Raw genomic sequence first — 12,905 nt, forward strand, 5'->3', positions numbered from 1 at the left:
TTTATCGTGCTTTTAATAGTAAAGTTTTACCCTTAATATCCTCTTTTCTCACAAATGTTTGATGGTAATCTCCATTCGCCCAATCCATTACTTGATCTTGGTACCAATCGGATTTCACATGTCCGCTTTGCCCCGGTCCAACGATATGATAGGCTGAGCTTAAATCACCAACATCTACAACAAAGCGCCACGATGCCCCATGATCTACATTCCCAGCTGAATCATTATCAGCTGCCTGAACAGTAACCTTGGAGCCACCAATAGGAACCTTTTTAGCATTAAAATATGCAGCAAGGATTGGTGAAGCATTCCCTAATGTATGGTCAAAGGTAAGCTGATGGAAGTCTCCCCATCGCCACTTCGATACATTTTTCCCAAATTGACCTTCTATTTGTGAGATAGTAAGTTCTAGTGCTTTGTAAACTGTTACATCAACGCCACCTTGCTCCTCAATCCATATACTCTTGCCACCTGCATATGCTGTACGTAATAGTTGATCTGTAATATTAAACTTCCCAGACATTAAATTATACATATCTTCTGGCATCTGATCTTTGAATAACACTTCCTGTAACTTTAACATTAAAGTATGGAACACTAATGGTGCACCTGAATCTTTTGTATCCACCAGATCCCAATCCTCTAACAATTTAATAACATCTGCATACTTTCCATCTTGATCTTGTACTTTTATGGAAGTTAATAAATCCGGCAAAAACTCACGAGCATACAGATTATACTGATCCATTTGTAAATTCATCATGTCTTCTACTGTTAATGAATCATTTGCTTCTAATACTTCTTTAATACGTTCAAAGCGATAAGGCTGTGCCCAGAAATCCGTTATATGATAAGAATATTCTTCACCAACGACTTCATTATTTGCCGTTGCAATAAAGCCTTCTTCTGGATTGACTACAGTCGGTAACTCATCCCACGGGATAAAGCCCTCCCAGCCGTAGTCACTGGAATCACCTGGTACGGGTAAAAGCCCATCCCCTTGCTTACGAATCGGTATTTGACCATTGGCTTTATAAGCAATCGTGCCATCCTTTGAGGCAAAGACAAAGTTTTGTGCCGGTGCTTTAAAATCTTCTAACGCTTTTTCAAAGTCATTCCATGATTTTGCCTTATTAAAGCCTAATACTGCTCTTAACTCTGCTGTCGACTGAAGGGCAGTCCACTGCATCGAAAATTGTGCTGTTGGCTCCGTATCCTTAAATGCTAAATCTGTCATGATAGGGCCATGTCGTGTGACAACGACATCAAAGTCTACCGTTTCTTTGTCCTTTACCTTGATGGACTCATCACGCACCTCCGCTTGCTCCCACTTGCCATCATAGCGGAATTGCGTTGGATTATCCGGATTCGGTATTTCAATATATAAATCCTGTACATCTGGACCAACATTGGTAACTCCCCATGCAATTTCATCGTTGTGTCCTAAAATAATACCCGGAATACCTGCGAAAATTACACCACTTACGTTTTGCTCAGGCGATTGTAAGTGCATTTGATACCAAATAGATGGTGTGCTTAATCCTAAATGTGGATCATCTGCTAAAATCGGCGTACCATTTTTTGTTTTACTACCTGAAACAACCCAGTTATTACTGCCGTTAAATTCATTTGGTAACAGATCTGCATTAAATTGCCCTTCCACTGCTACGGGATTTTCCTTATTTGCTTTAATAATAGAGGAAGCGTTTTCAGGATATGTTATAAATAATTCTTTAGCCTTTTCTTCGCCAAAGCTTTGTAATGCCCAATGACGGAACGCAAGCATATTCCAATTGCCACCCAAATCATAAGCCATATATTTTCCAATTGTTAAAGAGTCTATAACTGACCATTCCTCTGGTTCATAGCCTAGTAATGCAAACTCATAGCTTAAAGTATTATTTTCCTTTGATTCTGTAATAAAAGCATTAACACCTTCTGCAAACCACTCAAGTACCTGCCTACTTTCTGAATCATAGGCAGCTAATGATTTTTCAGCTGCATCTCGTAAACTAAATGTTCGAAAATGCTTATCGGTATTAATAGTTGCCTCACCAATTATTTCCGACAAACGGCCACTAGCCTGTCTACGTGCTAAATCCATTTGGAACAGTCGATCTTGCGCTTGTACATAGCCCTGTGCGCGATACAAGTCTGCATCCGTTTGAGCAAAAATATGAGGGACCCCCTTGTCATCCCTTGTGACGGCTACATCCTGATCCAATACGTTTACCGCAAGTTCCCCATCAATGACTGGTTTCGATTTATTCATAAACCACGTAAACCCGATATATACCACAATCGCGACTACCGCTAAAAGCCCAGTGATAGCTAATAGCCACTTTTTCCACGTAAACCCCCTCACATAACAACCCCCTTTCTTGCAATATATTCTGGCTTACGTTTACCAAATCCTCTTAAAAGTAAAATATTTAGCGGAACTCAGTCTTTTATGCTATAAAAAAACCTGAAAACATTATAAGAAGCTTGAAACATACCATATTACTGAGGAATATAAAAAAATCGTATTTCCTATATCAGAAAATACGATTTTTTAAGAAACTAAATATTAAGCTGCAATTCGATTGGACAATGATCACTTCCCATAATATGCGGATGAATACTTGCCACATCAATTTGTTCCTTTAATCTTTCAGAAACAATAAAATAATCAATACGCCATCCAATATTACGTTCACGTACTTTATTCATATAAGACCACCATGTATAATGATCTGTTGTATCTGGATTCATGTGGCGGAAGGAATCTACAAAACCACTTGACAATAGCTCTGTCATTTTTGCACGTTCTTCATATGTAAAACCTGAATTACCAATATTCGACTTTGCATTTTTTAGATCAATATCCATATGCGCGACATTTAAATCACCACAATATACAATAGGTTTCTTAGTATCTAGCTCTTTTAAGTAAAGCGCTAAGCGATCCTCCCACTCTAAGCGAAGAGATAGTCTAGCTAAATCACGCTGCGAATTTGGTGTGTAGACATTTACTAAGTAAAAGTCTTCATACTCTAACGTTATAATTCTCCCCTCTTCCTGCGATTCGTCCTCACCAACACCATAACGAACTGAAAGTGGAGTATGTTTTGTAAAAACAGCTGTACCTGAATAGCCCTTTTTTTGTGCGTAATTCCAATATTGCTCATAGCCCTCTAGGGAAAGCTCTACTTGTTCAGCCTGACACTTTGTTTCTTGAATACAGAAAAAATCAGCATCTACCTTATCGAAAAAATCTAAGAAACCTTTGCCCAAACAGGCTCGGATTCCATTGACGTTCCATGATATGAATTTCACTTTCTATTCACTCCTTAAAAAACGCCCTTCGCCAATAGCGAAGAGCGTAGTATCTTATAAGTCATCACCAACGATTTTTACTTCCGTCTCTAGATCAATACCAAACTTTTCTTTCACCACTCGTTGTACCATTTGAATTGTTGCAATATAGTCAGAAGCCGTTGCATTTCCTTTATTGACAATAAAGCCTGCATGCTTTGTTGATACCTCTGCACCACCTACGCCTTTTCCTTGTAAGCCGCTATCTTGAATTAGCTTGCCTGCAAAGTGACCTGGTGGGCGCTTAAAAACACTCCCAGCAGATGGGTATTCTAACGGCTGTTTAGATTCTCGCTGAAGCGTTAAATCAGCAATTTTAGCATCAATTTCTTCCTGCACACCTTTAGCTAACTGAAAGTCAGATGATAGAACATAGTAACCTTTTTTGGCAATAATACTTTGACGATAACCGAGTTTAAGCTCTTCTTTAGATAAAATTAAAATGTCGCCCTCTTTTGTTAATACTTTGGACGAAATAATAATATCCTTTATTTCGCCACCGTATGCGCCTGCGTTCATTGCCATAGCTCCACCAATTGAGCCAGGAATACCACATGCGAATTCAAAGCCCGTTAAAGATGCCGCTGCCGAAAGCTTTGATACATCCTTTATAAGCGCACCGCTTTGGGCGTTAACATGGTCGCCATTAATATGAATTTCATCTAAATGTGAAAATGTTACAACAATCCCTCGATGACCGCCATCACGAACGACCATATTGGATCCATTACCTAACATTAATAATGGTATATTATTCATGTGAGCATAGCGAATAACGGCTACTGCTTCGTTCTCTGTTTCAGGGAGAACAAAAACATCCGCTCTACCACCTAATTTTGTCATTGTATAATACTGTAATGATTCATCTAATTTAATGTTGGCTGGATTAATGCTCTGTGCTAAATCCGTAGCCCATTGTTCTTTTGTCATGAGAGCTAATTCCTTTCTAACGTCCTTCTTACTCTACACTAGTATGGATTTAGAACCCCAATTTGACAAGTAAAATGAAGGGTATTTTTATCTCACTTTGTCGGGTAACGAAACACCCTATGCTGAAACGATGAATATTATAAAAAAAATTCATCGTCATCCCAAGTTTACGCATATGCCTGATGTTCATCTACAGACCACACACTTTATAGCCAGTTAGTTGCCCATGATTCAATATTGCGTATAGCTCCTTCTAACGCCCGCCCCTTATCCGTTAAAGAATATTCGACACGCACCGGTACCTCCGAATACACTTTTCTTTCAACAAGTCCTTCTTTTTCTAGCTCTTTTAAACGTTCCGATAATAAACGTCCACTTACAGGTAATGCAGATTCAATTTCATTAAAGCGCTGTGGTCCATCTAATAATTGATATAAAATTAGCCCCGTCCAGCGCTTTCCTATTAAATCCATTGCTTTAGCTAAACGAGGACATAAAGTTGTCTCACTCATTTTTTTCACCTCTTATATACTCTATTGTAACGATTATTTTAAGAAAAGTAAATTTGAAGTAACTTATTTACCTATTGTAATTTGTTTATTAATATATATTTAATTACTAAAAGTAACTTTTTGTTTAAGATTTTATCAATTATGGCACCTGTGTACACACAAGGCTAATTATGACATAAAAATTGACCATGGCGTCCAATGGGAAGGTAGTCATGGTGATCAATATGATACGGTATATAACAACTTCTTACTATATAATGCGCTTGGTTTAAATATTATGACTGTTTTTTATGCCAGTATGTGTATAGTCTGGGCAATAAGAATAGTTACATTTAGTTTAATATTCAAATTAATAGATGACCGTTTTTATAATAATTTTAATTATTCACAAATTGAACTTTTATTAGTGTCATATTTTCTAATTTTTACTAAAGATCCATTGAATCAGTAAATTATTTACTCTATCATTCGTTGTAAGATACTGTTTTTAGGGGGACTTTCCAATGAAAAAGTATGCAGTTGATTTTAGTCACTCAACTATCGGCTTTTCTGTACGACATATGATGCTATCAAAAATACACGGGACATTTGAATCGTATAAGGCAGAAATAGCTGTGTCCGATATTGAGCAATTGGAGGATGCAAACATTTTATTCACGATTGCAGTTGCCAGTGTTTCCACCAAAAACCTTGATCGTGATGTTCATCTTGTATCTCCTGATTTTTTCGATGCTGACATCTATCCAAAAATTATATTTACATCTACATATATTGAAAAACTAGAAAAGCAGAAGTTTGCTATTCACGGTGATTTAACAATTAAAAAAATAACAAAGCCTATTGTATTTACAACAGTATATACGGGAAATGGTGTAAATCCATGGGCTCAAGAAGTATATGGATTCCAAGCAAAAGCAAAGATAGACCGCCGAGATTTTAATTTAGTGTATAACACAATTCTTGAAACTGGCGGGGTACTAATTAGTGATGAAATTGATGTTGTAGTGGATCTTGAAATAAATCCTTTATAATGACTCCTAGTTCGATTAATCTTGGTTTACAAACATTTCAAGGAATACGGCATCATACATTAGAACAACACAAAAAGGAGAGTAGCGAATAATCGCTCTCTCCTTTGCTTCAATCATTATTTATTATGCATTTACAGTTTGTAAAGATTGAGCTACTTTTTTAACAGCTTCTAGGCCATTCGCAATAATTTCTTGCGCTTTATCTTGTGAAGCATTATGACCTTCAATGATAACTTCTTCGATAATTTCCATACCGAATACGCCACCAACAACATTTTTGATGTAGTTAACTGACATTTCCATTGGCTGTGCTTCCGGTGCTGAATAGTATCCACCACGAGCATTTAAAATAACCGCTTTTTTGTCAGTCATTAAGCTTACTAATTGACCGTTTTCATCATATTTGAATGTGAAGCCAGCTTGGTATACGTAGTCAATGAAAGTTTGTAATGTCGCAGGAATTGTTAAGTTCCAAAGCGGGAAAGCAAATACGACTACGTCAGCTGCAGTTAAAGCATCCATAGCTTTTTGTTTAGCAGCTAAAAGGCGAGATTCGATGTCAGTTAATTCTTCACCGTTTTGCACTTTGCCAAATGCGTTGAAAAGATCTTGACCGAAGTAAGGCATGTCTTCTGCGAACACATCATAAGTCGTCACATTTACACCTTGTACATTTTCCATAAATGTGTCATACATTTTTGTTGAAATACCGTCAGGACGGTTGTTAGCTTTTACTACTAATACGTTCATTATATAAATTCTCCCTTAAAATCAATAGTCTAATATCTCGAATTCAAGATATATGAATATATTAAAAAATTTTCAGTCAAAAGTCAACGTTAGTAGATTCAGACTTTTGACTGAAATATTAAAACGTTTATATATTTAACTTTCAGAAGCTTCTTTGACGCACATTTTCTACAGAATTAAAATTTACAGCTATCATCTGTACAAACACCAGCATCCCCAGAGCCTGCCATCCTCAATCCCGGTTGTAACCCTTCTTCCTCCGCGACTTTCCGTAAAGTTTCTTCAAATACTTCTTGAGGTTGCGCTCCAGATATTCCATACTTGCGGTTTAAAACGAAGAAAGGTACACCTCGTACGCCCAATTGGAGTCCTTCTTGTATATCAGTCTCTACTTCTGACTTAAAATCATCACTAGAAAGTACCTTTGCCACTTCTTCACGACTCAAACCTACTTGCTCAGCAATTTCGATTAAAACATCGTCCTGGCCAATACGCTTTGCCTCGATAAAATAGCTGTGTAATAATGCTTCAACAAGCACTGTAGCATCCCCTTGCTCTTCTGCCCATTTTACAAGACGATGCGCTTTTAATGTGTTTTCTTCCATTAGCTTGGCGAAATTATAGTCTAGACCAACTTCTTTCGCGCGAGCAGCAACACCTTGCGTCATTTCCTTTGCTTTATCTAACGACATCCCATACTTTTTCGCCAAAGATTCATACGTAGATACATTTGTATCGTCAGGTGTTGTTGGATCAAGTTGATAGCTTTTATAAACGAGTTCTACCTGTCCCGCAAAACCTGTATCCTGAATTGCCTGCTCTAATTGTTTTTTACCAATATAACAAAATGGACATACATAATCTGACCAGATTTCAATTTTCATAGCTCCACACGCTCCTTTTGATACATTGTAGCGATAGCCCTAACAACAAGGCAATTTTTATGCTTCATTGCATAAATTTTCAAACCAATCCACATACTGAACATAAAAACAATGTGAGGGCTATGTATGACACAATCTCTTTGGCTTGCAACAACTGATTCCGTCTCTTTAACATCTCTGACTGCATCAACAACTTGTGATGTATGTATAATCGGTGGAGGCTTGACAGGACTATATACAGCCTATGTCTTAGCAAAAGCAGGCGTAGATGTTGTATTGCTCGAAGCAAATTCTCATATCAGTCATGGTACGACTGGTCATTCAACAGGAAAATTAACTGCACAGCATAGCTTAGTTTATGCAAATCTTTTAGAAAAACTTTCTTTAGATGAGGCAAAGCTCTATTATCAGCTTAACCAACTTGCTGTAGAAAAAGCTTTACAGTTACTCCCTAAGGAAAGTATTCAACAAGTAGATTCATCGCTTTATTGCCAAACAAAAGAAGGTTATTCCCAATTACTAAAAGAATGGAATGCCTATAAAGTATTAAATATTAAGGCAAAAATCACTTCTGATATCGAGCTGCCTTTTCCAATTACTAAAGCGCTCAGCATGTCCCAACAGGCTCAAATAAATCCTGTAGAGGTTAGTAATTTCCTTGCAAAAGAGGCAGTATCAATGGGGGCAAAAATCTATACAAACACTCGTGTTCAGCAATTAAACATACCACAAAATAACTTACATACCGCAAATGAAATGTCGGTTCAATACAAGAAGCTTATTTTGTGCACACACTATCCCATCGAAGCCTTTAAAGGGCTACAGCTCTTTAAACTTTCTAACAGCCGTTCCTATATGGTTGCCAGCAAATTTTCTGAAACAATGCAAGGACAGTATTTATGCGTAGATTTCCCTTCTCGCTCTATTCGGACGGCAACTATTAATAATGAGCATTATTTAGTGCTAGGTGGAGCTAACCATATTGCAGGTGAAACAGCCAACACGGAGCCCTATTATGAGGCCATTCAAAAGGAAATGAAGGAACATTTCGATCAGGAGCCAATTTATCGATGGTCAGCACAGGATATTGAAACACCAGATATGGTGCCTTATGTCGGTAGGATTACTCAGTCTTTACCTAATGTTCTTATTGCAACTGGCTATCGAAAATGGGGAATCTCCAATTCCTTTGTAGCTGGAGATATACTATCCTCCCTCATTACAGGATCTAGGAGTGAGGATGGTGCGCTTTCTCTCTATTCGCCTGCACGTACAAAATTTGGGGCTCAGTTTATGCAAATGCTTAAGGTAGGTGGCTTCGTAGCTAAAGAATTTGTGACAGGCTATATGAGACATGCAAGTGCACCAACTTGCACACATTTAGGCTGTAAAACAAAATGGAATGAAGCTGATGAAACTTGGGATTGCCCTTGTCATGGCTCCCGCTTCAATGCTAAAGGAGAAGTGCTTGAAGGCCCTGCTGTACACCCGTTAAAGCTGGATTAAAAAAGAGGTTGTCTTTTTTGAAGACAACCTCTTTTACATTATTTCAAAGCGTCAGTTAACACTGGTACGATTTGTTTTTTACGTGATACTACACCTGGTAAAATTACGCGATTATTTACAAGCTCAGCACCAAATCCTTTTGCTGCAGCCTCTGCTACTTGTCCAATTGCAACTGCTGTTGAATCATTGTTTAAAATATCTGTCACAACGAAGAAGAATAAATCTAAGCCATTTTCAGCTACATTTTTGTTTAATAAAATTTCTAATTCCTCTTGGCGACCAAGTACATCATTAATATCAACTGCATTTACTTGAGCAACTACAGACTTATATTCACCGAATTGGAACTCTTTCGCATCTAAAGATAAAAGATCTTCTAAAGATTTATCTGATAAGTCAGCACCTGCTTTAAGCATTGCTAATCCGTATTCAGCAACATCAACACCTGCAATTTTCGCTAACTCCTCACCAGCTTTTACATCTTGCTCTGTGCAAGTTGGAGATTTGAATAATAATGTATCTGAAACAATAGCAGAAAGCATTAATCCAGCAATGTTTGCAGGAACTTCTACACCATTTTCTTTGAAGATTTTGTTTAAAATCGTTGCAGTACATCCTACAGGTTCTGCACGGTAGTATAATGGATCAGCTGTTTGGAAGTTAGCAATACGGTGATGATCGATGACCTCTGTAATTTGTACTTCTTCAATGCCTTCAGCTGATTGTTGGAATTCATTGTGGTCTACAAGAATTACCTTTTCTGCTTCCCCAGCTACTGATGTAATTAATCGAGGCGCTTCAAAGCCGAATTTGTCTAATGCAAACTGGGTTTCATTATTTACTTCACCAAGGCGTACCGCTTCAGCGTCTACCCCAATTTGTTGTTTTAAATATGCATATACAAGCGCAGATGTAATTGTGTCTGTATCTGGGTTTTTATGTCCAAAAACTAAAACTTCACTCATCGAATTTATTCCTCCTAAATGGCACTAACATTTATATTTTATTTTATCATACCTTATGAACTATCGTTATATCAATTTCGCCTTGGCGTAATTGCGTCCGGATTTTGAATTGTGCACGCACAATTCATTCCTTTGAAAATCCGTGACATCCGCCGGAGGCTTTGAGCCAACATGAAGTTGGTCACTCAGTCGTTGCCACAAGACGTGGCGTTCTTAGACTGAGGTCCTCTATTGCAGTAGGTGTTTGGACACCAACTGAAAAAGTAATCAAAATCGCATTCATCTCACCACCTATAGAGGTGGGAGTCTTCTGCTGAATGAAGATAAAGTGTAAGTTTGTTTACAAGGAGGCTTCAATTTGCTGATGAGAAAAAAATATTACATTTTCCAATCTATTTAGTTAACACTAAGAACTTGATATTTATCTATTTTTACCATCCTATTTTTAACATACGATAATAATATTATATAATTCATTAAAAACAATCACTATAAGTAGATATATAGTTGCGTTTTTATATTTAATAAACCATAATTTTATGCTATTATCAGGTAGTCTATAATTTAGGATATACAGGAAATGGGGATTATCTATGACGAAGAATATGGAAAAAAAGTATATTCCTTTAGCAAATTTTTTTGAAGTAGCTTTACAACGAGAAATTACTTTATCCTTTGGCGAACTAGAAAATATTATGGGACAAGCCTTACCAAATGCAGCTTATTTGAATAAAAGCTGGTGGAAAAAAACCAAGCCCCCACTTACACACTATTTGTCTTGGACAAATGCAGGTTATTATGTTATTGACGTTAAACTCGGCACCAGTGTAACTTTCTCACGTACACAAATGAAGACAACAACGAACTCTATTTCAGAAAATGACGAAAATCCATCTGCATACATAATTAGAGCAATTGAAGCATCAGATGCTAGATCATTTATTCATTTGCAAGAAGAGGTTTTTCAGCAAACTGACTTCATGTATAATGTGCAAAATGAATTAGATTTAACAGTTCAACAACTGCGCAAAAATTTAACCTACTGGAAACAACTAAAAAACCGCACTATTTTACTTTGTGTACTAAATGGTATTTTTGCTGGCTATGCTGTTATCCATGGTTACAAGCACTCTAAAGCTAAGCATGTTGCATCAGTTCGCTTAGCTGTGAAAGAAGAGCATCAAAGAAAAGGTATTGGTTCAGAGCTTATGAAGGCAGTTGAAAGCTGGTCTACTCAACGAGGTATCTCACGCTTAGAATTATCCGTTATGGAGCATAATGGTGTTGCTTTAGATTTGTTTAAAAAACTAGGTTTTCAACAAGAAGGTATTCGACAAAACGCTATTAAGTTAAATGATAACTATATTAATGAATACAGCTTAAGTAAAATTCTATAAGCTTCTTTTTCAAGGATGTCTAAAACTTATTTGGGCATCTTTTTTTATGGGCATCTAGCTTTTAGATAAAGACAAATTCCAATGAGTGATTTTCTTCACCAACCATTTGAAAGAGGCACATAAGCTACAAACCTCACGTCTTATAAAATGGGAGTTCTACTGCCCCTTTATCGACAAATAAAAAACGCATAGATCAGTATTATATCTACGCGCGATAATTCTCTAGAAAACTTGCTTTTCTCTTGCAACATCTAGGAATAATAAATTATTTTCTACTTGCTCATACGATTGCTGATACTTCTCATATTGAGTTTTATCCTGACTAACCATTTCCTCAATTAACGCATGTAGAAACGAAAACAAAACTGGAACAATATCTAGTGAAGATTGGTTCTTTAGACCAAGTGCAAATAATGCGCTTGCATATTCACGAATGGGCGACAATGCTGAGCCAGTAATTGCAATTATTTTTACTTTTTTCATCTTTGCAATTTCAACAATTGTTTTTATATCGTTTGTATGTTTGTCACAGGAAAAAACTATTAACGTCGTATGCTCACTCATACTATTAATTTGTTGTACAATATCATCTGAATCTGAACGAAGTTGCTTCACATTTGAACGTAATGTTTTCAGTGTATACGATAGCCAATTTGCAATGGACGCGGCTTGGCGAGTACCTAATATATAAATATTATCCGCTTCATGTATCCACTTTGAGCTTTTTTGAAGCATTTTATCATTAATCAAACGAATAGAATCTTGAATATTCTGAATATCGCGTTGCATTACTTTACTAAAATTAGAATTATTATTCTTACTTGGAGTATATGTAGACTGAAGAGTCGTCCCATTTTGAGACATTAAATAACTTCTAATTTCTTCTTGAAGCTCTACATATCCAGTTAAATCCATCGCATAACAAAAACGAATAACTGTAGACTCACTAACATTAGCCTGTCTCCCAACTTCTGCCGCTCCGTTTCCAATTACAGTTGTGGGGTTATCCATAACAAATTGTGCAACTTTACGCTGTCCCTTCGACAGCCTTACAAATCTTCTTTTTATATCCTCATTAATGCTCATCCCTAACAACCTTTCTTTCAATGAATTTATCACGAATGGAGATTGTTTCTTACTGACTCTAAATTCGATTAAAAATACAGTATCACGATTGCAATTTGAATACAATGACTTTTCTGAAAAATCTTTAATGCATTAACTTACTAATGTGATAGTTCGTAATAAATTGACATAAAATCGTTATATTTTCATTATCCATAGTATCTTTATCAACTTAGTCTTTTAAATTGTGATATTATATTGATTTATAATTTTAACAGATTTATAAGAATATTTGCATAAAAATTTATAAATACTTATTTTTATGTATCCATTAACCATAATCAAATTATCTTCACCATATTTTTTTGCTCTCGCTGTTACTTTCCTGCAAAGCAAATTCTTCAAAGATAAATGAGGCTGGGACAAAACTAGCTGATATTCAAGAAAAAAGGGAAATCGATGTTATTCGATTTCCCTTTTTTCTTGTTTGACCCTATTTCTCGGTTAA

The 12,905-nt window shown here is 36.5% G+C and carries 12 protein-coding genes; 4 read left to right on the plus strand and 8 right to left on the minus strand.

The annotated features are described in order from the left end of the window. Position 1: 1 nt before the first annotated feature. From ACIQXF_RS18385 to ACIQXF_RS18400, 4 genes are all read right to left on the minus strand, one after another. Complete coding sequence (locus ACIQXF_RS18385; RefSeq protein ID WP_402785698.1) at positions 2-2,365, minus strand: penicillin acylase family protein; 2,364 nt, start codon at positions 2,363-2,365, stop codon at positions 2-4. A 197-nt stretch (positions 2,366-2,562) separates the two neighbouring features. After that, positions 2,563-3,318 carry an exodeoxyribonuclease III gene (locus ACIQXF_RS18390; RefSeq protein ID WP_402785701.1) on the minus strand — a complete coding sequence of 252 codons (756 nt, stop codon included), beginning with the start codon at positions 3,316-3,318 and terminating at the stop codon, positions 2,563-2,565. 54 nt (positions 3,319-3,372) lie between these two features. Further along, complete coding sequence (gene murB / locus ACIQXF_RS18395) at positions 3,373-4,287, minus strand: UDP-N-acetylmuramate dehydrogenase (protein ID WP_402785704.1); 915 nt, start codon at positions 4,285-4,287, stop codon at positions 3,373-3,375. A gap of 206 nt (positions 4,288-4,493) precedes the next feature. Then, complete coding sequence (locus ACIQXF_RS18400; RefSeq protein WP_402785707.1) at positions 4,494-4,799, minus strand: winged helix-turn-helix transcriptional regulator; 306 nt, start codon at positions 4,797-4,799, stop codon at positions 4,494-4,496. A gap of 503 nt (positions 4,800-5,302) precedes the next feature. On the opposite strand from ACIQXF_RS18400, the gene ACIQXF_RS18405 reads away from it, so the two are divergent. After that, on the plus strand, positions 5,303-5,830 hold the full coding sequence (locus ACIQXF_RS18405; RefSeq protein ID WP_402785710.1) for a YceI family protein: 528 nt from the start codon (positions 5,303-5,305) through the stop codon (positions 5,828-5,830). 123 nt (positions 5,831-5,953) lie between these two features. On the opposite strand, the gene ACIQXF_RS18410 is transcribed toward ACIQXF_RS18405, so the two are convergent. Together ACIQXF_RS18410 and ACIQXF_RS18415 are read right to left on the minus strand one after the other, a co-directional pair. Then, positions 5,954-6,580 (minus strand): FMN-dependent NADH-azoreductase, encoded by a 627-nt coding sequence (locus ACIQXF_RS18410; RefSeq protein ID WP_402785713.1) that lies wholly within the window; start codon positions 6,578-6,580, stop codon positions 5,954-5,956. Between the two features lie 176 nt (positions 6,581-6,756). Next, a complete protein-coding gene (locus tag ACIQXF_RS18415) occupies positions 6,757-7,464 on the minus strand; it encodes a DsbA family oxidoreductase (RefSeq protein ID WP_402785716.1) in 708 nt (235 codons plus the stop codon). A gap of 126 nt (positions 7,465-7,590) precedes the next feature. Here ACIQXF_RS18415 and ACIQXF_RS18420 point away from each other — a divergent pair, with 126 nt between their 5' ends. Next, positions 7,591-8,970 (plus strand): FAD-dependent oxidoreductase, encoded by a 1,380-nt coding sequence (locus ACIQXF_RS18420; RefSeq protein ID WP_402785719.1) that lies wholly within the window; start codon positions 7,591-7,593, stop codon positions 8,968-8,970. 38 nt (positions 8,971-9,008) lie between these two features. Here ACIQXF_RS18420 and ACIQXF_RS18425 read toward each other — a convergent pair whose 3' ends face one another. Continuing rightward, positions 9,009-9,935, minus strand: a complete 927-nt coding sequence (locus ACIQXF_RS18425; RefSeq protein ID WP_402785722.1) for a manganese-dependent inorganic pyrophosphatase — start codon at positions 9,933-9,935, stop codon at positions 9,009-9,011. 161 nt (positions 9,936-10,096) lie between these two features. Here ACIQXF_RS18425 and ACIQXF_RS18430 point away from each other — a divergent pair, with 161 nt between their 5' ends. Together ACIQXF_RS18430 and ACIQXF_RS18435 are read left to right on the plus strand one after the other, a co-directional pair. After that, positions 10,097-10,252, plus strand: coding sequence for a hypothetical protein (locus ACIQXF_RS18430; protein WP_402785724.1), 156 nt, complete (start codon positions 10,097-10,099; stop codon positions 10,250-10,252). 276 nt (positions 10,253-10,528) lie between these two features. After that, positions 10,529-11,332: a GNAT family N-acetyltransferase gene (locus ACIQXF_RS18435; protein WP_402785727.1), complete on the plus strand. Its 804-nt coding sequence runs from the start codon at positions 10,529-10,531 to the stop codon at positions 11,330-11,332. A gap of 222 nt (positions 11,333-11,554) precedes the next feature. Here ACIQXF_RS18435 and ACIQXF_RS18440 read toward each other — a convergent pair whose 3' ends face one another. Beyond that, positions 11,555-12,418, minus strand: coding sequence for a MurR/RpiR family transcriptional regulator (locus tag ACIQXF_RS18440; protein ID WP_402785730.1), 864 nt, complete (start codon positions 12,416-12,418; stop codon positions 11,555-11,557). Positions 12,419-12,905 lie beyond the last annotated feature (487 nt).

It is taken from the genome of Lysinibacillus sp. NPDC097231, from assembly GCF_044761885.1.
In the GTDB taxonomy this organism is placed as follows: domain Bacteria; phylum Bacillota; class Bacilli; order Bacillales_A; family Planococcaceae; genus Lysinibacillus.